Origin of the sequence: Pseudomonas sp. Sample_11, from assembly GCF_004307505.1 — a bacterium.
GTDB classification, from domain to species: domain Bacteria; phylum Pseudomonadota; class Gammaproteobacteria; order Pseudomonadales; family Pseudomonadaceae; genus Aquipseudomonas; species Aquipseudomonas atacamensis.
Genome location: NZ_RCOD01000031.1, coordinates 137489 through 157810, shown reverse-complemented (window position 1 = coordinate 157810; position 20322 = coordinate 137489). Strand labels below are relative to the sequence as shown.

The window sequence follows — 20322 nt, the reverse complement described above, 5'->3', positions numbered from 1 at the left end:
GCATTTTTTGTGTCGCAAACGCTCCGCTGTAGCTCAACCGAACAATCCAGCAGCGATATTGATTGAAAATCCTAAAATTGCTGTATTGAAAACAAACCCTATCAACGACTGCGCCAGCACGATTTTCCGAATATCTCGAGTTGCAACCCCAACATCGGCCGTCTGCACGGCAACACCGATGGTGAATGAAAAGTACAGAAAGTCCCAGTAATTGGGAGTGGTCAGCCCTTCGGCGAAACGCAGCGCCGGCTCTTTGCCGTTCCAGGTGTAAAACAACCTTGCGTAGTGCACGCAGAAGATCACTCCTATCAGCAGCCACGAGCCGGTCACCGTCAGCGCTGTGAACCCGTAGTGCATCAGTTTGCGTGAGGTTTCCAGATCTCTGCTGCCGGCCAGTTCGAGGGTGATGGTTGCGAGGCTCGCCAATGCGGCGATGCACACCACAAACAGCACCAGTCCGGCGTTCTCATTTTCGACTTCGGCGATGCGACGCACGTCCGGGGCCTTAGCGCGTATGGTCAGCCAGAACATCAGGATCAGGTAAGTCCAGACACCGGCGTTCCAGCCGATGAGGATTTTGCTGACGATCGAGTCGGCCGGGACCAGCAGGCCGGTGGCGAGGCCGAGCACGGCGGCAGCGGAAAGGCGAGGGTGGGTGCGGGCGAGCAAGCGCATGGGGACTCACGTTGGTGAACTGTCAGCGCACCATAGCGCAGGCGATACGGCTTTTGTAGGAGCTGCCGAAGGCTCGGGCCGCGATCGGACGATCTTTTGATCTTCTAAAAGCAAAGTCAAAAGATCGCAGCCTTCGGCAGCTCCTACAATTAGATCAGTGTCGTTTGGTGAATCGTTGTACGAGCTTCATGACGACGACGAAGAACACGGGGACGAAGATGACTGCCAGCGTAGCGGTGATCATCCCGCCGATCACGCCAGTGCCGATCGCCTGCTGACTTGCCGAGCTGGCACCGGTAGCAATAGCCAACGGCACCACGCCGAGAATGAACGCCAGCGAGGTCATCACGATCGGCCGCAAGCGCAAGCGAGCAGCCTGCAACGTTGCATCGATCAGGTCGTGACCTTCGTCATACAGGCTCTTGGCAAACTCGATAATGAGGATCGCGTTCTTCGCCGACAGTCCGATGATGGTGATGAGACCGACCTTGAAGAACACATCGTTGGGCATGCCACGCATTGTCACCGCCAACACCGCGCCGAGCACGCCCAGCGGCACCACCAGCAATACAGAGGTCGGAATCGACCAGCTTTCATACAGCGCCGCCAGACACAGGAACACCACCAGCAGCGACAGGCCAAGCAGAATCGGCGCCTGATTGCCGGACAGACGCTCCTGCAACGACAACCCAGTCCATTCCTGCCCCAAGCCTTTCGGCCCCAACGCTACCAAACGCTCGATTTCCGCCATCGCTTCGCCGGTGCTGTGCCCCGCCGACGGTTCGCCAGAGATGGCAATTGCCGGATAGCCGTTGTAACGAGTCAACTGCGCCGGGCCTTGAATCCAGTTGGCCTGGACGAATGCGGACAGCGGCACCATGTTCCCAGCGTTGTTGCGCACGTGCATTTTCAGCAAATCATCCACCTGACTGCGCTGATCACCTTCGGCTTGCACGACCACGCGCTGCATGCGGCCCTGATTGGGAAAGTCGTTGATGTAGCTGGAACCCACCGCAGTGGACAGCACATTACCGATGTCGGCGAACGAAACGCCCAAGGCGTTCGCCTGCTTGCGGTCGACGATCAATTGCACTTGCGGCGCTTCCGCCAGCGCGCTTTCACGGACGTTCATCAATACCGGACTTTTCTCGGCGGCGGCGAGCAGTTCCGTACGCGCCTGCATCAACGTCGCATGGCCCAGGCCACCGCGATCCTGCAAACGGAATTCGAAACCGCTGGACGTGCCAAGGCCATCCACCGGCGGCGGCAGCACCGAGAAGGCCATGGCGTCCTTGATCTGACTCAACGCAGCGTTGGCGCGATCGGCAATCGAGCTGGCAGCATCGTCACTGCCACGTTCCGACCAATCCTTGAGCGTCGAAAACGCCAGCGCCGCATTCTGCCCGCTACCGGAGAAGCTGAAACCCAGGATCACTACGCTGTCACTGATCCCCGGCTCACCGGCGTTGTGCGCTTCGAGCTGTTCGGCTACTTGCACGGTGCGGTTCTTGGTCGCGCCCGGCGGCAGCTGGATATCGGTAATGGTGTAGCCCTGATCTTCTGTAGGCAGAAACGAAGAAGGCAGGCGCGCAAAACAGAACCCAAGTCCAATCAACAGGACGACGTAGATCATCAGGTAGCGACCGGTGCGCTTCAGCGCATAGCTGACCCAACCCTGATAGCGATCGGTCAGTTGCTCGAAACGACGATTGAACCAGCCAAAGAATCCGGACTTCTCGTGATGCTCACCTTTGGCGACAGGCTTGAGCAATGTTGCGCACAACGCCGGCGTCAACGTCAGGGCGAGAAACGCCGAGAACAGAATCGACGTGGCCATGGACAGCGAGAACTGTTGGTAGATCACGCCGACCGAGCCCTGCATGAACGCCATCGGAATAAACACCGCGACCAGCACCAGGGTGATGCCGATAATCGCGCCGGTAATCTGCGTCATTGCCTTGCGCGTGGCTTCCTTGGGCGACAAGCCCTCGCTGGCCATGATGCGCTCGACGTTCTCCACCACAACGATCGCGTCATCCACCAGAATGCCGATGGCCAGCACCATGCCGAACATGGTCAGCACGTTGATCGAGAAGCCCAGCGCCAGCATAGTCGCGAACGTACCCATCAGCGCCACCGGCACCACCAGCGTCGGGATCAGCGTGTAGCGCACGTTCTGCAAGAACAGGAACATCACCGCAAACACCAGCAGCATCGCTTCGCCAAGGGTGTAGATCACTTTGGTGATCGAGACTTTGACGAAGGGCGAGGTGTCGTACGGAATCTTGTACTCCACGCCGGCCGGGAAGTAGCGCGCGAGTTCATCCATCTTCGCCCGCACCAGCGTCGCGGTGTTCAGTGCGTTGGCGCCGGGAGACAGCTGAACGCCGACGGCGGTGGACGGCTTGCCGTTCAGGCGTGTGCCGAATTGATATTCCTGACTGCCGATCTCCACGCGCGCGACATCACCGATGCGCACCGTGGAGCCGTCGCGATTGGCCTTGAGCACGATGTCGGCGAATTCCTGCGGCGTCGACAACTGGCCCTTGACCAGAATCGTCGCAGTGATTTCCTGTGTGGAAGGCGACGGCAAATCACCGATGCTGCCCGCTGAAACCTGGGCGTTCTGCGCAACGATGGCTTCGTTGACATCGGCCGGCGTCAGGTTGAACGCGATGAGCTTCTGCGGATCGATCCAGATGCGCATAGCCCGCTCGGCACCATACAACTGCGCCTTGCCGACACCGTCCAGACGCTTGATCTCGTTCATCACGTTGCGCGCCAGATAATCGCTGAGCGCCACGTCATCGAGCTTGCCGTCGCTGGAGGTCAGGGTGATCAGCAAGAGGAAACCGGAAGAGACCTTCTCCACCTGCAACCCCTGCTGATTGACCGCTTGCGGCAGGCGCGACTCGACCACCTTGAGGCGGTTTTGCACATCGACCTGCGCCAGCTCGGGATTGGTGCCCGGCTGAAAGGTTGCCTTGATCGTCGCGCTGCCCAGGCTGCTTTGCGATTCGAAGTAGAGCAGGTGATCGGCACCGTTGATTTCTTCCTCGATCAGGCTGACCACGCTCTCATCGACAGTCTGCGCCGAGGCGCCTGGGTACACGGCATAGATTTCGATCTGCGGCGGTGCGACGTCCGGGTATTGCGCGACCGGCAACTGCGGAATGGCCAGCGCACCGGCCAACAGGATGAACAGGGCGACCACCCAGGCGAACACCGGGCGATCGATAAAGAACTGCGGCATATAAGAGCGTCCTGCTTACTGACCAGTGGTCTGGGCAAGTGGAAGAGGGGTTTCGTCGACCTGTACTTTTTCCCCGGGACGGGCGTGTTGCAGGCCTTCGATGACAATGCGGTCGCCGGGCTTCAGGCCGCCGGTGACGATCCAGCGATTGTTCTGCACCGCACCCAGTTGCACCGGTTGCTGCGCCACGCGCATCTGTTCATCGACAGTCAGCACCTGGGCAATGCCGGCACTGTCACGCTGCACCGCGCGTTGCGGTACGGTGATGCCGTTCTGGATGGTTGCCTGCTCAAGGCGTACGCGGATGAAGCTGCCCGGCAGCAAGTCGAGATCCGGATTGGGAAACTCGCTGCGCACAATGATCTGCCCGGTGCCGGGATCGACAGTGATGTCGCTGAACAGCAGCTTGCCGGGCAACGGATACACGCTACCGTCATCCTGAATCAGCGTGGCCTTCGCTTGATCCTGACCGACTTCCTGCAACTGCCCAGAACGGAACGCCCGGCGCAGTTCATTGAGCTCGCGAGTCGACTGGGTGAGGTCGGCATGGATCGGGTTGAGCTGCTGAATCAGCGCCAGCGGCGTGGTTTCGTTCTGCCCCACCAGCGCACCTTCGGTGACCAGCGCGCGGCCGATGCGGCCGGAGATCGGCGCGGTGACGGTGGCATAACCGAGGTTCAGTTTCGCCCGTTCCAGCGCTGCCTTGCTGGCGGCGACATCAGCGGCGGTCTGCCGGGCAGCGGCGCGGGCGTTGTCGTAGTCCTGACCGCTGATGGCCTGGTCCTCGATCAACTGCGCATAGCGTTGTTCTTGCAGTTTCGCCTGAAAAGCGTTGGCCTCGGCTTTGCGCAGCGCTGCTTCGGCACTGTCCAGATCGGCCTTGAAAGGTGCCGGGTCGATGCGGAACAGCACATCGCCCTTTTTCACATCGCTGCCTTCGCGATAGGTGCGCTGCAACACCACGCCCGCCACTCTCGCACGCACTTCGGCAATCCGTGGCGCGGCGATGCGCCCGCTCAATTCGCTGCTGATCGACAGGGGCTCGGTTTTAATGGTCTCGACGCGCACGGTGGCCGGCGGCGTCTGCTCTTCGTCGTTCGAGGATGAATCACAAGCGCTCAGCGTCAGCGCCAATGCGATCAGGCCGAGCCCGGCCAGCAGTTTTCCAGACATGTACAACCCCCAATATTGAAGGCCGCATCCTACGGCCAGACGGGGAGGTTAGCGGTGAAGCTTTGTAGCTGCTGTGTGAAATTGTGTAAGGGTTTTGCTCCGTGGCGGGTGAGGGCGTATATCCTGCAGGCCTTGAAATTTATTGCGACAGTTCGATCGCTTTCGCGAGCAGGCTCGCTCCCATTCGCGAGCAGGCTCGCTCCCACAGGAGATCGCATTTCAATGTGCGAGCGAATGAGCCCTGACTGTCGCCCCAGCATTTTCTGGAACACCCCATGCCCAACATCCTCCTGGTCGAAGACGACACCGCCCTCGCCGAACTGATTTCCAGCTACCTGGAGCGCAACGGTTACTCCGTCAGCGTCATCGGCCGTGGCGACCATGTGCGCGAACGGGCGCGGATCAGCCCGCCGGATCTGGTGATCCTCGACCTCATGCTCCCGGGCCTCGACGGCTTGCAGGTGTGCCGCTTGCTCCGTGCCGATTCGGCGACACTGCCGATCCTCATGCTCACGGCCCGCGATGACAGCCATGATCAGGTGCTGGGCCTGGAAATGGGCGCTGACGATTACGTCACCAAACCCTGCGAGCCACGGGTGCTGCTGGCGCGGGTGCGTACCTTGTTGCGCCGCAGCAGCCTGGGCGAGCCGTTGGCGGTCAATGACCGGATCGTCATGGGCAATCTGTGCATTGATCTGTCCGAGCGCACCGTGACCTGGCGCGATCAAGCGGTTGAGCTGTCCAGCGGCGAATACAATTTGCTGGTGGTGCTGGCCCGGCACGCCGGAGAAGTGCTGAGTCGCGATCAGATTCTGCAGCGGCTGCGCGGTATCGAATTCAACGGTACCGATCGCTCGGTGGACGTGGCGATTTCCAAGTTGCGACGCAAGTTCGATGATCACGCCGGCGAGGCGCGCAAGATCAAGACCGTGTGGGGCAAGGGCTATCTGTTCAGCCGCTCCGAGTGGGAATGCTGAGCTGATGTTTCGTATTCTGTTTCGCCTGTATCTGGTGACGATCGTCTCCTATAGCGCGGCGATCTATCTGGTGCCGGATCTGGTGGTCATGGCCTTTCGGGATCGCTTCGTCACCTACAACCTGGACTTTTCCCGAGGTCTGCAATCGCTGATCACCAAGCAGTTTCATGCTGCGCCGCAAGAGCAGTGGCCGGAGATTGCAGCGGCGATGGACAAGGAATTCCAGCCGCTGCACATCGACCTGACGCCAATCGACGACCCGGTGTTCACTCCCATCGAGCAGGAACGTCTGCACCGGGGTGAAAACGTGGTGCGCATCGGCGACTGGGGCTGGCGAACGCTGGCGGTGACTCCGCTGAATGCGGACATGGCCGTGCGCATGGTCGTGCCGCCCGATCCGGTCGACGTCGATCTGTTGTACTGGAGCATCAACGTGCTGATCGGTGCCATGTTGCTCGGCTGCCTGCTGCTCTGGTTGCGCCCGCACTGGCGCGACCTTGAACGTCTGAAGGGCACTGCCGAACGCTTCGGCAAGGGGCATTTGAGCGAACGAACCAGAATCGCCCCGAGTTCGAACATCGGCAGTCTCGCCAACGTGTTCGACACCATGGCCGGCGATATCGAGAACCTGCTCAACCAGCAACGTGATCTGCTGAACGCCGTTTCCCATGAATTGCGTACGCCGTTGACGCGTCTGGATTTCGGCTTGGCATTGGCCTTGTCGGAAGACTTGCCGGCCGCCAGCCGCGAGCGCTTGCAGAGCCTGGTCGCGCACATTCGTGAGCTGGATGAATTGGTGCTGGAGTTGCTTTCCTACAGCCGTTTGCAGAATCCGGCGCAATCGCCCGAGCGCATCGAGGTGTCGCTGGATGAGTTCATCGACAGCATTCTTGGCAGCGTCGATGAGGAGCTGGAGTCGCCGGAAATCGTGATTGACGTTCTGTTGCACGGCCAGCTCGAACGCTTCGCGCTGGATCCGCGCCTGACCGCTCGGGCCATCCAGAACCTGTTGCGCAATGCCATGCGCTATTGCGAAAAGCGCATTCAGATTGGCGTGCAGGTGATTGCCGGCGGATGTGAGATATGGGTTGACGACGATGGCATCGGCATTCCCGACGACGAGCGCGAGCGGATCTTTGAACCGTTCTATCGGCTCGACCGCAGCCGTGATCGCGCGACGGGTGGATTCGGCCTCGGTTTGGCGATCAGCCGCCGCGCGCTGGAAGCGCAGGGCGGCACGCTGACCGTTGAGAGTTCGCCGTTGGGTGGGGCGCGATTCAGGCTGTGGTTGCCGGCCATGGCCTGAACCGGATGACGAATATCAGGGCTGCGTTGTGGCGCTGGTCTGCAACACGCATTGCTGGGTTTTACTGTCCCACACCTGGCCTTTCGGACATTCGGGCTTTTTCACGGCGTCGCTTTCATCGACAGCGAAAACAGCAGGGCTGGACAGGGCGGCGACCAGCAGCGGGACGGCGAACAGCGCTTGGCGGATATTCATGGTCAATCTCCACTTTTATCAGCTTGGAGCGGAAGTTGTTGTTCTCATTTGCAGTGACTGTTCAGTTCTGCGGATGATTCAATGTTCTGCAGCGGGCCATTGACTTGTCATCCGCCGGCAGGCTAATTTCGAGCCCATGACTTTCACCGTATCGCGCTGCCAGCCAAGCATTATTACCGCCATTCCTCATTTGGCGGGCTAGCTCACGACTGCAGCACCCAACCCGCCCTAGAGGCGGGTTTTTACTTTCTGTCTCCGGGGTTCTGAAAACTGTCAGGAGACGACCATGCCGCACAGCCCCGACCAGCAAGCCCTGCTCGAGCACTACGTAAAGAAAATCCTGGCCGCGCCGGTGTACGACATTGCGGTGCGTACCCCGTTGCAGCCTGCGCCGGCATTGTCGCAAGCATTGGGCAATCGGGTCCTGCTCAAGCGCGAAGATCTGCAACCGACGTTCTCTTTCAAGATCCGTGGTGCTTACAACAAACTCGTGCAACTAAGCGAAGAGCAGAAAGCGCGGGGAGTGATCACCGCGTCGGCGGGTAATCACGCGCAGGGTGTAGCGTTGGCCGCACGGGAATTGGGCATTGCCGCGACGATCGTCATGCCGTCTACCACCCCTGAGCTCAAAGTGCTCGGCGTGCGCAGTCGCGGTGCCGAAGCATTGCTGCATGGTGAGAGTTTTCCCTTTGCCTTGGCCCACGCGCTGCAACTGGCCGAGGAGACAGGACGCACGTTCGTTTCACCCTTCGATGATCCTGACGTGATCGCCGGCCAAGGCACCGTGGCAATGGAAATCCTGCGCCAGCATCAAGGCGCGCTGGATGCGATCTTTATCCCGGTCGGCGGCGGAGGTTTGATCGCCGGTATCGCGGCCTACGTCAAATACCTGCGCCCGGAAGTGCGGATCATCGGCGTCGAATCCGAACATTCGGCGTGCCTGCAAGCGGCTTTAAGTGCGGACGAGCGGGTGGTTCTACCAAGCGTCGGTACCTTTGCCGATGGCGTAGCGGTGGCGCAGATCGGCGCGTATGGCTTTGAGGTTTGCCGTTTTTGTGTAGATGAGGTAATCACGGTCAGCAATGACGAGCTCTGCGCCGCGATCAAGAATATCTACGACGATACCCGTTCGATCACTGAACCTTCAGGTGCGCTGGCCGTGGCGGGGATCAAGCAGTACGTGGCGCGCAGCGGCGTTCGCGATCAGACATTCGTCGCCATCGACTCCGGGGCCAACATCAACTTCGACAGTCTGCGCCATGTCGCCGAACGCGCCGCTGCTTGCGGCGTGCCGGCGTAACAAGCGCTCGGGTTATTCCTGCAGGGCGGTGCCGACTTTTTCCGACGCCGACCAGATGCGATAGCGCACTTCGACGTCCGATGGCGCGTACACCACGACTGGCAACTTGCTGTTGTAGCGCAACATGAAGCCGTCACCGACGACCGGAACGAAAGCGCGCTTTTTCTGGCTGCCGGGCGGGCAGGCCATCATCGTGCTCATCGGGCCGATGACCTTTTCCAGGCGATAGAACGGATAGCCCCAGCCTTGCAGGTTCTTTTCGTCGAGAACACCGCCCAGACGTTGACGGTTGCAATCCACTTCCAGAGTTTTGCCAGCGAGAATTTCAACCTGGAAATTCTCCTCCTGCTCTTGTTTGGGCAGATGGATGACCTGACGGGTAAACCCGGCTTCTGCTTTGGGAAACGGCGCGACGTCTTCGAGTTTGGCGGCGTGAGCGAGGGTGGAAAGGCTGGCGATTAACAGGCCAGTGATCGCGCAAATTCGTAAGGAATTCATGGAAGCCTCCGTGCGAGTTGAATTGCAATGGGAGACATTCTTGCCGTCATGGTCTTCGAAAGCAAATTTGCCCGGAGATTGCAGATTGCAGTGGACGGGTGGTCGGTTCATGCATTTTGCAAATAGCAGGATACTGGCCACTTTTCCAAGTGCTTGATTTTGCAGGGCGTAAAACGAACCGATCAAAGGCACGGTTTATGCGTTCTTTCCGTGAGGCGCACTGGATTGGGCGCCTACACTCCAATGGGCATTTCGCAGTACCACCACTTGCCGCACCAAGGAAACAGCGGGGGCACACCCGTGAAGGCGCAGCAAAGGGTCAGCGTGAATACTTGATTGGCAATCGCACAGAAAGGAGAGGGTTCGCCATGTTTTTATCTGCCTTGGAATTACGCAATATCATTGAAAGCAGCTTCCTGCCGAAACGCTGCCAGTGCACGCTGTCACCCGACTTGTCGATGTCCGTCAAAGTATTTGGCGACCATCGGACCGACCAGGCCGATCTCTACGTCAGTGGAATCGACGCCAGCCGCCTGAACAGCTGCCGTGAAATCAACAACCTGGTCGCTGGCCTGCGTTCCGACCTCGCGCAACAAACCACGACATATCAAACCAGCGCTCGTTCTCGAGCCGTTTAACTCACCGTTTCACCCAGTTCGACCGTCACGCGCCGGGCCTGCACGAAACCCAGGCCCAGCGCGAACTCGACCAGCACCGCGAGCAAAATCCCGGGGCCGGCATGGCCATTGAGCCATTCGCCAAAACCCAATGCCGCCAAACCGAAACAGCCGACGATAAAACCAGTGCTCAGTGCACTGCGTGACTTTGACGGCGGAGCATTGCGCAGCAAGTAAAACATCACCCCCAACGCCGCAAACAGCACCGCGCTGCGCCTTGCGACTATGCCAGTGCCTTCCGAATAGCCAATACTCCAGATCGCCAGCAACACCTCCGGAAAAAATCCCCAGACCAGCGCCAGCAGAAAACACAGGATTGAAGTGAAGCTCGACAACGTGCGGAACGACAACTGCATGGCCAATCCTTGCGGCAGTAGGGAAGGCCCCGAGCATAACCGCCGAAACCACCCCACGCATATGGCCAACCGGAAAATCGGAAGCGTCTGTCAGTTCTGTTGACTGCAAGCGTCAGATAGTTTCCTGTAACTGATTTGTGCGGGCTTGCCGGTGTTGTCTATGTATTTCATGTCGGCGGTGATGACTTTGCATTCCAGGGTCGGCGGCTCGGTTAGCGAAAGCACCTTCGCCACGTGTAGTGGCATGCCGTATTGGTAGGGTGTTTGATTCGATGTGGCGGAGGTGTCGTTGGCTTGGGCCAGTGCGGCGTATGAGCAGCAGGCGAGGGTGGCGGTGAGCAGGAAGGGACGAATGTTCATGAGAGGACTCCAGCGTAACGGATAGGCGCCCGGCACGAAGCCGGACGAGCCTGCCGCACTGGGCGTCAGCGGGGGAGAGCTGAGGGTGTGCGGTGATATGGAGTCTCTGACTGTGGCGTTAAGGCTGAGTTAACCGATGTGAACATGAGCTGAGTTATTTACGGTTGCTTTTTCCTTGTCTCGGGCATTTGTCGTTTGCGATATGAATCATTAGGGTACGGGCTTTGACGTGCTCGAAAAAAATTAATGATAAGGCTGTGCTGCTAAATTTCAGTACCCTAACTTATCTGGAAAAAACGAGAGCGGTGGGTGAGTGGCCTTCCACGTTTTTGCGAGTTCTTTTGCTTTTTCTAGTTGCTCTTTTGACAGCTTTTTTTCTACTTCCGGCAATACGTCGTTAACGTTGTTTATTACGTTTCCACCACCATCAAGCTCCAGTAGATTCGACAATAGTGCATATGACTTTACCGGGTCTGATTCGAATCCGTATTTTGGTTCAGCTTCGCCAATATATGACGCGTAACCAAAAACTGCAGATGCATAGCCTGAGGCTGCAGCTTTTTCATTCCATTTTCTAAATGATGACAAATCGGCTTTTTCAATCCTGGTAGCGGCAAATCCCATCATGGCTGGTGGATAACCATTCTCTGCAGCGGCTTTCATCCATTTTTCGATTTCATCTGATCTGCTAGAGGGTAGTAGGAACATGCCTCCACCCTCTTGATACTTGGTCGCTAAACGAAATTGCGCTAATGCAAAACCTTTTTCTGCGGACTTTTCAAGCCATTCATCGTTTCCTGTTATCTCCCATAGTAGGTACATCGACTCAGCGTCACCATGAGATGCCTGATCTGTAGCAAGGGTTTTGGCTTTGTTCATCCAATCTTTAGGCGATTGCTCAGAGGAAGAACAGTTGTTCATAGTTACGCACAAATCTTGATCCGCGCCGCCGAGCCGAATCATAGAGTAAATATTGCCTTTTTTTGCTGATTCCTCGTAAGCCTTTCGCGCTTCTTGAGTCATGTATCTGTTGTTTTTTCTTATAGATTCACCCAAATAGTAAAGTGCTTCATCGTCACCGCCGTCGGCTGCTATTTGTAATGTTTCAATTGCTGAGGTGGCTTTGTGTTGATTGTATAGTTCAATGCCCTTGATTTTTGCCTGAGATTGTTCGTTCGTAAGCGCCAGTGACTGGGGCGACGCTAACGTTAATAAAATAAGCGTAGTGGTGATCACTTTTGGCAGTGTAAGTGCTAAGTTGTTTCTCGGTTGCAGTTGTTTAGCTGGTATATCGGTCTTTGTGAAACTTTTGAAAACGATACGGCAAAGCGCGGACGACAAGGCTGTCGATTGTTCTAATTGGGGAAGATTAGCCTCGTACCGGTTATTTCTTGCATTCTGCTTCATTACTAATTAAAAACCTAATTTCCTTGGAAAGAAAGAAAGGGGCGGGTGGGTGGCCTTCCACTCAATTGCATATTTTTCCGCTTCCTCAATCTGGTTCGATGTCATTTTTGCAGCAATTTTAGGAAGCTTCCCTTCCACATAGACTTGAACGTTTCCACCGCCATCCAATTCTTTAAGCAAAGAGACCAGTGCGTAGCCCTTGATCAAATCGACGGGGTAGCCAACTTTGTCGGGCGTGTGGGAAAGATATGCACCATAGGTTGCGACGGCATTTTGATAACCGGTTTTCGCCGCTTCTTCCCACCAATGCCGAACACCTGCCAGATCATTTCGCTGGGAAAGAATCGAAATATATTCGATCATTGCAGGAGGGTAACCTCCTTCCGAAGCAGCCTTTAGCAACTCCTCCTCGGCACTCTTTCTTTTCCAAGGTAGCAAAAATGTGCCTTCCCCCTCGGCGTAACGATTAGCGAGCAACCACTGTGACGGCGCATATCCAGCCGCTGCTGATTTCTGCAACCAATCCAACTCTGCAGTCGCGTTGTAAAGCACAGCCATCGCTTCGCCGTCGCCACCCAAAGCGCGAGGCGTAGCAGTTTTTATCAATAAATCTAGCCAGTCACTTGGTTTTTTACTACTAGCAGGACATTGGTTGACAACCGAGCACAGGTCTTCCGATACGGTGGCGAGTTTAAACATCGCATAATAATCACCCTGTGATGCTGATGCCTCGTACCATTTTTGCGCTTCGACAGTCATTCCTTGTTTTTTTTGACGAAGCTCGTCAGCTAAATAGAATTGTGCTTCCGCATCGCCCGCTTCGGCTGCTATGCGAAGTTCCAGTTCTGCTGGTTTGTATTGATTGAAAAGCATTATCCCACGAGTTTTTGCGGCCTGCTGAGTTGGTGTAAGCTCGGCAAGTACATTGTTTGATAAGAGGGTTGCAATTGCGGTTGCTATATATATAAGTGTGCGCGACATTTTTTTATCCCTTGATGTATGTAGCTGGAGGGACATATTTTGCTTTTCCGCCAGGAACAAAAGTTTGTCCGTAGTATCGGGTTCTGTGACAAAAGCCATCTAGGTTCGCGCCTAAAAGGTTCACGTGCGCTTTATACCGGGCACGCATTTCGTCGTTCGCATCGTCGTGCAGTCGCAGAATTGCTTCTGACATGAAATTGTCCATATGCAGTCGATTCTCGCAATATAGCTGTTCTGCTTCGTCTGCGGCTTTGGTTCCGAACCGATTCATGCTCATGCATGCTTCTTCAAATTGTGCTTGGGCAAGGGTTATTGTTCCTTGCTTTTCCGCTTGGCGGACAATCAATCCTAGTATGCGCTCAACAGCCTGCTGCTGAAGCAGTTGACACTGGTCTTTTGTATAAGACTTTTCTGTGGCTTTAGAGCTTGCACTAGGCGCTCCATATTCCGAAATCTTGAATTTCTCCGGCGCGGAAATCAATGTCATCAACATTGGGCCAAGCGCACCTGGAGTCGCTGCCAAGATCCATTGGTCTAACTCAGCTTGATTATGATAATTCATAATCGTATGAGCGATAATTGCTCCTCTGCCGCCCCCGGTTAACGCCTCATATAACGACATCACCATATCAACGCCTTGCATGTAAGTCATCGCCACTTCCATCCCGGCAGCGCCAAGAAAGTTTAGTTTGTCGATGTAGTCGGCGGCTTCGTCCGTCACAAAAATTAGCGATTTATCCTGATTTTTATGCATTTCCCGTCGCAGCAAGTTAATCAAGTCAGTAACACCGTCATAGCCTACTTCAAATTGAAATTCGCCGCCGACGCCAGCGCCGACGATGACGGAAGCCTTGAACCGCATGATGAAGCGGCCTTCATGCAAGGAGATCCCAATATCTGCCGTAGTACCCAGCCCATACGCGGCAGTAAAGCCTGCTGTGAGTCTGGCCAGGCTCGCCCATTGGCTAGCTTTCGCGTTGTTGACGGTGTTCGCCATGCCGGGCGAAGGGGCGGTGCGCAACACAGCGATATCTTTCGGCGGAGCCCAGTTCAAGGCGCCTGTCAGTAGAATCCCAGCCTGAACTCCTGCAAAGAGATTGAATTGGGCTTTAGCCCCATCTTCAACCCGTACTTTCGCGGCGTCGCCCGCCAGAACAGGTTCGCTTCTAGTTGTAGTTGCTACGGCATTGGTGGTCTCCGGACGTTTTGCATCGGTGATTTCCGGAAGATTGAGGCCGCCTTGTACGTTTGCACGTCCCAACTGCACGCTGGAGGAGAGGAGGAGGGTAGCGCCTGTGTAGCCCCACGCTCTAGCGCCCAAATGGATCGAAAACCTGCCGAGATTCAGGTTTTTGCGGTTTTTCTCGTAATCCAGGTACGGGATCAGGATGTCTTTTGCTTGATCTTTACCCGGCAGATCCATCTTCATCAACTCAACTTCACCGCGTGCCAAGTCAATCCCAAGGCTGGCTTCGGCTTTGGCAGAGGCCTTGAAGTTATCGGTGACGCTGAAGCTCGGACCAGTGACCTTGGTTCCAGTGTGGATGGAGGACTGTGGTGGCGTGAGGCAACGAACCAATTGTGCTTGAGGACTGTTATCGAACAGGCGCAACGAACTTCGAACTTCTTCTTTGAACAGCAGCTGCCGAAGGCGCAGCCCCCAGTCTTTGCGGGCGCCTGCGTCCTCAATAGTATCCACTGTCAGTTTTTTCGACTTGAGATAGGAATGGAAGAGTTCTACATCGAACCAGCCTTTTTCATCGAACCAGTTGCTTTCCTGATCCTTGATGGCCATCGCGCCTTCGAGGCGTAGCCATTCATGGAAAGGGTTATCGTCTGTGTCAGTTTGCGCTTTCCCGTTGCTGTTGCCGGGAAGTTTCTGCAGGTCTTTGCTTGCAGTAGCACCGAGCGCGCTTACGTCTTTTTTCAAGGCTTTTTCAATGCCTTCCAGATTAAGCAGACTCAAATGCTTGACCGGACTGTTGGGGCTATTGAAAAGCGCCACTTCGCGCAACGGAAAGCCAGCCTTGACCAGGCGCTCTTCCGGTTTCGGCTGAAATTGCTCTGGCTCCCACAACAGATGGCGCAGTGGTAGGGCTGCGGCTACAGCGGCTTCTGCATCATCGCGAAGCTTCATGCGCTCTTGTTGAATGCGCTGCCACTCGGTTTTTTCAGCCTGCACGATGCCCGCTGGTGCCGCTACGTTTTGGCCGCTGGCGTCAATCCAGGCTTTGTATTTGGTGCGGATTTGTTCAGCCAGTTTGACCTGCCGCTGTTCCATCTCGAGATATGATTTGAATTTCTCGATACCTGCGCTGATTTCGCCTGTGTCAGGAATGAGGGCAAACTCAGGAAGTGCCAAGCCATAGTCGGCGACTTTCAAAATCGAATCGATATAGGCAGCAAAGTCTTTTTCGATTTTTTTGCGTTCGTTGGCCACATCGTTCAAATAACCGCACATCCGGGCCTTGCCATCGATCACACAGTTTGTGGCGTCCAGATACGCCTTCTTGTTCTTCTTGAAATCTTCTTCTTTGAGAGTAGTCAGCTTGCCGCTGGCTGTGAGTGCCGCACGGGCTTTCAGATAGGTCTGAACACGAGTTCTAGCCTCAAGAGCACCGGGCGAAAACAGGTTGCCACTTTCATAGATATAGCCAGCTATCTTGGCTTGCTCTATTGCTACAGCCTTCAGCTTCTTCCACTCGTTGTAGAGTCGTTGCAGCTTTTGCCCCTCGGAGTTGGCCTCAAGCAGGCTAGCCTGTTGCTGACCGGCCAGTGCCCGGTTCCGTGCGTACTCACTCTGATCCGGCAACTTCTCCAGCGCCGCTGAATTTCGGGCGTCACGGCTCACGGATTTCAAGCGCATGGCCATGGTTGGCTGCGCAATATCCGGCTCCTGAGCTTCGATTTCCAGCATTCGGCTTTTCTGTTCACCTTGCAGGAAGTTTGACAACTTGGGTTCGAGGAAGTACTCGAGCAACCCCGCGGTGTTCATCCCCTTTAAACGTTCCTCAGGAGACTTGCTTGCGCTGATATGTTGCTCAAGTTCATTCATCGCTTCTTTGATCGAGCTTGCAGCGCGTTCAGGCAGCAGATAGAACATTCTTTCCTTGGTTGCGTAGATCACCTCGCCATAACTTGTCGAGCAAGCCGTTTCCACTTTGTCGAACGCGTTGGGGCAACTGGCAGGCATTACAGGCTGAGGATCAAGCTCCAAGGCAGGTTTCGTTTCAACCGGTGTCGACGGGGCTGAGGCAGTTGCCGCAGAGCTGTCGCGATCTACCTTTGTTGCTTCTGAGATTTCAGTATCCATTTCGCTTCCATTCATTCTTAACGGACGGGTTCATCAAGCAACGCTGGTGGTGAGTTGCTGCAGCTGCTGTACTTTGATGAACGACTCTTCCCTGGATTGCAGGATGGCCATTGCCTGTGGCTGTGTTTCAAGCAGTGGGCCATTTGTGATTGACCCCAGCTTCAGCAAGTGACGGCCTTCGTAAATATTGTGGGCAACCAGCACATTGAGGTTTGCCACAAGGTTGGGCAGATGCTCATCGCTCGGCTCGCCGTAATCTGCGTGATGTTCATCTGCCCAATAAATCCAACCCAAATGCTCTTGAACGTTCGCCGCGGATGGCGGCAGGCTGAACACTGAAGTATCGCCCAGCCATTCGACTTCCGAGACGGCGCGCCAACTGAGCCATGGACCTTTATTGCGCCCAAAATGAACCGGCGCTGGGCTGTATACGTGCTGCCAAGGGCCGAACAGCTGATGGGAGTTGTCGCCAGCGGTATAGGCCAGCGCGGCCCACAGGCTTGGCTTGTGGTAGCTCAGCAGGCTTTGTCCGCCAGAGCCATCATTAGCGCGCAAGAGCCAGCGCGCATGGGCGAGCGCTTTGTCAGAATCAGCTGTGGTAATGGCAATGCCAGAGAAATTTTCCTCGCACAGCTTTGCTGCCTCAGCCGCAAGGCGACTGCCCCACGGCGCGGTGATCCAGAGCGGACCGTCAGCGGCGATCTCAGCGAAGGCGGTTTTGAGGAACAGGCTCTGTGCATCTACCACCGGTTCGCCAACACGATAAAGGCGGCTCATCGCGTCAGGCTGTCGAACCGGGTCAATAATGAAACACACTGTTGATTCAGAGCTTTCTCTCGGTAAATCAACGAACCCATGGCGTGGAGCTTCGAGGAGTGCGCTGAGCGCTTTCACATGCATGTGCAATCCTTACGGCTGCAGGCGCCGTTGCTTTGCTTGCCGCACAACGGCGTTATTCCAGACTCATTCAGACGTTTGGGCAGCGGGACAGGGACTTTCCCCGCCTTATCCGCATCCACAACCTTCATCGGCCCCGGCAACAACGGCGCCGCCGGCGTGCCCACCCCGGGCGAGCCGCCGGTATTGACCTTCACCTCAGCGCCGCTGATGGTCACGCCACCCGCATCGACCTTGACGAAGCTGCCGCCAGCCTTGGCGGTCAGTTCCATGGCGCCTTCGACCACGACTCTCTGGCCGGCGTAATAATGAATTTCGTTGCCGGCCTCAACAAACTGCCCAGTCCCCACCTTCACATGCTGCGTCACTCCCACCGTCAGGTGATCATCCGCGCGCATTTCGCTGATTCGGTCCAGATGAGTGATCCGATGTTCTTCGACCTTGAACTCGCTCAATACGTTGGCTTCAACGGTGTCGTGGCGTTCGTTGCCGACGCGGATTTTCTGGTCGTGTTCGATGTTTTCGTCCCAGTCGCGCTGGGCGTGGATGTAGATCTGTTCGGCGCCTTTCTTGTCTTCGATGCGGAATTCGTTGTAGCCCTTGCCGCCCGGGGAGCTGAGGGTTTTGAAGGTGCTGCGGGTCTTGTTGGCCGGCAGGTCGTAGGGGACGACGTTTTCCTTGTGGTACAGGCAGCCGGTGACGAGGGGCTGGTCGGGGTCGCCTTCGAGGAAGGTGACGAGGACTTCCATGCCGATGCGCGGGACGGCAATGCCGCCGTAAGCTGCGCCGGCCCAGCCGCTGGCGATGCGCATCCAGCAGGTGGTTTTGTCGTCGGACTGGCCGTCGCGGTCCCAGTGGAACTGCACTTTGATGCGGCCGTACTGGTCGCAGTGGATTTCTTCACCGGCAGGACCCGTAACGACGGCGGTCTGGCTGCCGAGGACTTTCGGTTTCGGGTGTTCGAGGGCAGGGCGGTAGTGCGCGTCCCACGGGGTGGCGAGGAAGCTGTTGCGGTAGCCCTGGTGGAAATCGCTCTTGTTGTCGGTGACGTCGCTGGTGACGTTTTCGCCGAGCACTTGCGGTTGTTTGCCTTCGTGGAAGACTTCCAGCAGTAGCCACAGGTCGTTCCACTCGGCGCGCGGGTGTTCGGCGAGCGTGAGAAAGTGGCCGCTGGTCAGCGTCGGTTCATCACCTTTGCCTTCGGCGAGTTTGTAGTCGCTGCGATGGCGTTCGAGGGCGCGGGTCGAGAGGAACTTGCCGCGCTCGCGGGTGGTGAAGCGGCCGGGGTAATCGTAGTCTTCCAGGTCCGGGGCGAATTCGGATTTGACCGCGCCTTCGGGCAGCAGCTTGGGTTTTTCGAAATCGTAGTCGCGACGGCTGACGCGGGTGGTGCGGGTTTCCAGGCGCAGGTTGAAGCGCTTGATCACCGGTTTCTCGGCGGCCATGCCGGAGTCCTGCTGATAGCTGACCGGTTTCAATTTGCGGAATACAGTCTGGTCGTCGCCGAACACCAGTTTGTGGCCGCTGCTGCTGTGCTGGAAGTGGAAGTGAATGCCTTCTTCTTCGCACAGGCGCTGGATGAAATGCAGGTCGGACTCGTCGTATTGCACGCAATACTCACGCTCCGGGTACTCGGCGCCGAGCTGGAAGCTGTAGGCGTCAGAGAGAATGCCGCGATCTTCCAGCACCTGGGCGATGATTTTCGGCACCGTCAGTTGCTGGAAGATCTGCTGATCATGGTTGTGCTGCAGATAGGCCAGTTGCGGCATCAGGCTGATGCTGTAGCGGGTCAGGGTCTTGCCGGAGTCGCCCTGCTCGATGCGATAGACCTGGCCGTGAATCTTGCCTTCGCCGGTGGCGCCGAACGTCAGGCAGGCGCGCTTGTGCAGCAGCTCTTCGAGCTTCAGGTCGGGGCGGGCGCTGACCAGTTCGAGGTCGAAACGGAACGGTTCGTTGAGGGCTTCGCGACCGGTGAAGCTGAGGACTTGCAGGTCGGCGTTGGCGTCTTCGATCGAGAGGGTGATGTGGGTTGCATTGGCGTCCAGCATGCCTTGAATTCCGTCCGTTGAATAAGCAGGTGATGGATGTTGCAGGATTAGACGGCCTCATTCAAGGCGCAAATGGCGTAGGTGTGGGGCCTTGATGCCATAGGGAAAACCCTTAGGAGGGCGATTTGGGTCAGTGAAATCGGGCCTTTCATAGACTTTGATGGTGTTTGAGAGATTGCCAACGCGGGCAAGCCCGCTCCCACAGGTTTCTCGGGTGTAAACAAAATCGGCGTTCACTAAGGTCCCGTGGGAGCGAGCCTGCTCGCGAACGGCTTCTACAACCAATGCCAGAACCGGCTCCAGAACCCGCGATTGAGGTCTTCCTTGCAGCCGGCATATTGCTGCGCATACAGATCCGAACGGTTCTGCACCTTGCGCGCGGTCGGCGGTAACCAGGCTTTGCTCGCGTAGGTCTTGTTGCGAAAGCCGCCCCAGCCTTCGTGGTAGTTCAGGTACTGGTTATAGGCGTCGTATTTGTACACGCCGTTGATCGAGGTGGTCTTGTCCATGTACCAGCCGACGAAGTCGATGGCGTCGTCGAAATCTTCGCGATCGGCCCAGTTGCGGCCGGTGCTTTTCTGGTAGTCGGCCCAGACTTCATCCTTGGCTTGCGCATAGCCGGAAGCGGTGGAGACGCGGCCCCAGGGAATTACCCAGAGCAGGTATTTGCGCGGCGTCTTGGCGTCGTAGCGGTAGCCGGATTCCTGATACATGATCGCGAACGGCACCTGGATCGGCACGCCCCAGCGTTTCTGGGTGACTTGCGCAGCGTCGTACCAGTCGCTTTTCTCGCGGAAGATTGCGCAGATGTCTTCCGGCGAGCGGGGCGGCGAGGTGCCGCAACCGCTCAGCAGGGTGGCCATGGTCAGGAGGGCGAGGATGTGCCTGTGATTCAAGAGCTGTTTT

At 56.7% G+C, this 20322-nt stretch carries 17 protein-coding genes; 4 read left to right on the top strand and 13 right to left on the bottom strand.

The features are described 5' to 3' along the window. Positions 1 to 33: 33 nt before the first annotated feature. The 3 genes from D8U60_RS07990 to D8U60_RS07980 all read right to left on the bottom strand — a co-directional run bounded on the left by D8U60_RS07990 (position 34) and on the right by D8U60_RS07980 (position 5101). The gene (locus D8U60_RS07990) at positions 34 to 675 is read right to left on the bottom strand and encodes a DUF1345 domain-containing protein (protein WP_130899863.1); all 642 of its coding nucleotides are present in this window, start codon (positions 673 to 675) and stop codon (positions 34 to 36) included. A gap of 154 nt (positions 676 to 829) precedes the next feature. Beyond that, positions 830 to 3928: an efflux RND transporter permease subunit gene (locus D8U60_RS07985; RefSeq protein ID WP_130899862.1), complete on the bottom strand. Its 3099-nt coding sequence runs from the start codon at positions 3926 to 3928 to the stop codon at positions 830 to 832. Between the two features lie 15 nt (positions 3929 to 3943). After that, positions 3944 to 5101 carry an efflux RND transporter periplasmic adaptor subunit gene (locus D8U60_RS07980; protein ID WP_130899861.1) on the bottom strand — a complete coding sequence of 386 codons (1158 nt, stop codon included), beginning with the start codon at positions 5099 to 5101 and terminating at the stop codon, positions 3944 to 3946. A 275-nt stretch (positions 5102 to 5376) separates the two neighbouring features. On the opposite strand from D8U60_RS07980, the gene D8U60_RS07975 reads away from it, so the two are divergent. Together D8U60_RS07975 and D8U60_RS07970 are read left to right on the top strand one after the other, a co-directional pair. After that, the gene (locus tag D8U60_RS07975; RefSeq protein WP_016774890.1) at positions 5377 to 6078 is read left to right on the top strand and encodes a response regulator transcription factor; all 702 of its coding nucleotides are present in this window, start codon (positions 5377 to 5379) and stop codon (positions 6076 to 6078) included. A 4-nt stretch (positions 6079 to 6082) separates the two neighbouring features. Beyond that, on the top strand, positions 6083 to 7384 hold the full coding sequence (locus D8U60_RS07970) for an ATP-binding protein (RefSeq protein ID WP_130899860.1): 1302 nt from the start codon (positions 6083 to 6085) through the stop codon (positions 7382 to 7384). A 15-nt stretch (positions 7385 to 7399) separates the two neighbouring features. Here the strand turns inward: D8U60_RS07970 and D8U60_RS07965 are convergent, their stop codons facing one another. Further along, on the bottom strand, positions 7400 to 7579 hold the full coding sequence (locus D8U60_RS07965) for a hypothetical protein (RefSeq protein WP_122603683.1): 180 nt from the start codon (positions 7577 to 7579) through the stop codon (positions 7400 to 7402). A gap of 286 nt (positions 7580 to 7865) precedes the next feature. On the opposite strand from D8U60_RS07965, the gene ilvA reads away from it, so the two are divergent. Further along, the gene (gene ilvA, locus D8U60_RS07960; protein WP_130899859.1) at positions 7866 to 8879 is read left to right on the top strand and encodes a threonine ammonia-lyase, biosynthetic; all 1014 of its coding nucleotides are present in this window, start codon (positions 7866 to 7868) and stop codon (positions 8877 to 8879) included. A 12-nt stretch (positions 8880 to 8891) separates the two neighbouring features. Here ilvA and eco read toward each other — a convergent pair whose 3' ends face one another. Beyond that, positions 8892 to 9377: a serine protease inhibitor ecotin gene (eco, locus tag D8U60_RS07955; RefSeq protein ID WP_071172576.1), complete on the bottom strand. Its 486-nt coding sequence runs from the start codon at positions 9375 to 9377 to the stop codon at positions 8892 to 8894. A gap of 368 nt (positions 9378 to 9745) precedes the next feature. On the opposite strand from eco, the gene D8U60_RS07950 reads away from it, so the two are divergent. Beyond that, positions 9746 to 10015 (top strand): DUF1652 domain-containing protein, encoded by a 270-nt coding sequence (locus D8U60_RS07950; RefSeq protein WP_122698182.1) that lies wholly within the window; start codon positions 9746 to 9748, stop codon positions 10013 to 10015. Here the strand turns inward: D8U60_RS07950 and D8U60_RS07945 are convergent. The 8 genes from D8U60_RS07945 to D8U60_RS07910 all read right to left on the bottom strand — a co-directional run bounded on the left by D8U60_RS07945 (position 10012) and on the right by D8U60_RS07910 (position 20279). After that, complete coding sequence (locus tag D8U60_RS07945; protein ID WP_130899858.1) at positions 10012 to 10410, bottom strand: hypothetical protein; 399 nt, start codon at positions 10408 to 10410, stop codon at positions 10012 to 10014. The genes D8U60_RS07950 and D8U60_RS07945 overlap by 4 nt on opposite strands. A gap of 90 nt (positions 10411 to 10500) precedes the next feature. Next, positions 10501 to 10770: a DUF2790 domain-containing protein gene (locus tag D8U60_RS07940; RefSeq protein ID WP_125926529.1), complete on the bottom strand. Its 270-nt coding sequence runs from the start codon at positions 10768 to 10770 to the stop codon at positions 10501 to 10503. A gap of 270 nt (positions 10771 to 11040) precedes the next feature. Continuing rightward, positions 11041 to 12177: a sel1 repeat family protein gene (locus tag D8U60_RS07935; protein ID WP_241663527.1), complete on the bottom strand. Its 1137-nt coding sequence runs from the start codon at positions 12175 to 12177 to the stop codon at positions 11041 to 11043. A gap of 6 nt (positions 12178 to 12183) precedes the next feature. After that, on the bottom strand, positions 12184 to 13158 hold the full coding sequence (locus D8U60_RS07930) for a sel1 repeat family protein (protein ID WP_110645398.1): 975 nt from the start codon (positions 13156 to 13158) through the stop codon (positions 12184 to 12186). Between the two features lie 4 nt (positions 13159 to 13162). Continuing rightward, a complete protein-coding gene (locus D8U60_RS07925; protein ID WP_241663526.1) occupies positions 13163 to 16471 on the bottom strand; it encodes a hypothetical protein in 3309 nt (1102 codons plus the stop codon). A 33-nt stretch (positions 16472 to 16504) separates the two neighbouring features. Then, positions 16505 to 17371: a DUF4123 domain-containing protein gene (locus D8U60_RS07920; RefSeq protein ID WP_122611354.1), complete on the bottom strand. Its 867-nt coding sequence runs from the start codon at positions 17369 to 17371 to the stop codon at positions 16505 to 16507. Then, entirely contained in the window at positions 17362 to 19416 is a 2055-nt protein-coding gene (locus D8U60_RS07915; protein ID WP_130899857.1) for a type VI secretion system tip protein VgrG, read from the bottom strand. The genes D8U60_RS07920 and D8U60_RS07915 overlap by 10 nt, the downstream gene beginning before the upstream one ends. A gap of 275 nt (positions 19417 to 19691) precedes the next feature. Then, positions 19692 to 20279, bottom strand: coding sequence for a lipoprotein (locus D8U60_RS07910; RefSeq protein WP_041480414.1), 588 nt, complete (start codon positions 20277 to 20279; stop codon positions 19692 to 19694). Between the last annotated feature and the right edge of the window lie 43 nt (positions 20280 to 20322).

Excerpts from the sequence above, each read along its gene's own strand:
- D8U60_RS07990 (WP_130899863.1), bottom strand. The coding sequence starts at position 675 with ATGCGCTTGCTCGCCCGCACCCACCCTCGCCTTTCCGCTGCCGCCGTG.
- D8U60_RS07985 (WP_130899862.1), bottom strand. The coding sequence starts at position 3,928 with ATGCCGCAGTTCTTTATCGATCGCCCGGTGTTCGCCTGGGTGGTCGCC.
- D8U60_RS07980 (WP_130899861.1), bottom strand. The coding sequence starts at position 5,101 with ATGTCTGGAAAACTGCTGGCCGGGCTCGGCCTGATCGCATTGGCGCTG.
- D8U60_RS07975 (WP_016774890.1), top strand. The coding sequence starts at position 5,377 with ATGCCCAACATCCTCCTGGTCGAAGACGACACCGCCCTCGCCGAACTG.
- D8U60_RS07970 (WP_130899860.1), top strand. The coding sequence starts at position 6,083 with ATGTTTCGTATTCTGTTTCGCCTGTATCTGGTGACGATCGTCTCCTAT.
- D8U60_RS07965 (WP_122603683.1), bottom strand. The coding sequence starts at position 7,579 with ATGAATATCCGCCAAGCGCTGTTCGCCGTCCCGCTGCTGGTCGCCGCC.
- ilvA (WP_130899859.1), top strand. The coding sequence starts at position 7,866 with ATGCCGCACAGCCCCGACCAGCAAGCCCTGCTCGAGCACTACGTAAAG.
- eco (WP_071172576.1), bottom strand. The coding sequence starts at position 9,377 with ATGAATTCCTTACGAATTTGCGCGATCACTGGCCTGTTAATCGCCAGC.
- D8U60_RS07950 (WP_122698182.1), top strand. The coding sequence starts at position 9,746 with ATGTTTTTATCTGCCTTGGAATTACGCAATATCATTGAAAGCAGCTTC.
- D8U60_RS07945 (WP_130899858.1), bottom strand. The coding sequence starts at position 10,410 with ATGCAGTTGTCGTTCCGCACGTTGTCGAGCTTCACTTCAATCCTGTGT.
- D8U60_RS07940 (WP_125926529.1), bottom strand. The coding sequence starts at position 10,770 with ATGAACATTCGTCCCTTCCTGCTCACCGCCACCCTCGCCTGCTGCTCA.
- D8U60_RS07935 (WP_241663527.1), bottom strand. The coding sequence starts at position 12,177 with ATGAAGCAGAATGCAAGAAATAACCGGTACGAGGCTAATCTTCCCCAA.
- D8U60_RS07930 (WP_110645398.1), bottom strand. The coding sequence starts at position 13,158 with ATGTCGCGCACACTTATATATATAGCAACCGCAATTGCAACCCTCTTA.
- D8U60_RS07925 (WP_241663526.1), bottom strand. The coding sequence starts at position 16,471 with ATGGATACTGAAATCTCAGAAGCAACAAAGGTAGATCGCGACAGCTCT.
- D8U60_RS07920 (WP_122611354.1), bottom strand. The coding sequence starts at position 17,371 with ATGCATGTGAAAGCGCTCAGCGCACTCCTCGAAGCTCCACGCCATGGG.
- D8U60_RS07915 (WP_130899857.1), bottom strand. The coding sequence starts at position 19,416 with ATGCTGGACGCCAATGCAACCCACATCACCCTCTCGATCGAAGACGCC.
- D8U60_RS07910 (WP_041480414.1), bottom strand. The coding sequence starts at position 20,279 with ATGGCCACCCTGCTGAGCGGTTGCGGCACCTCGCCGCCCCGCTCGCCG.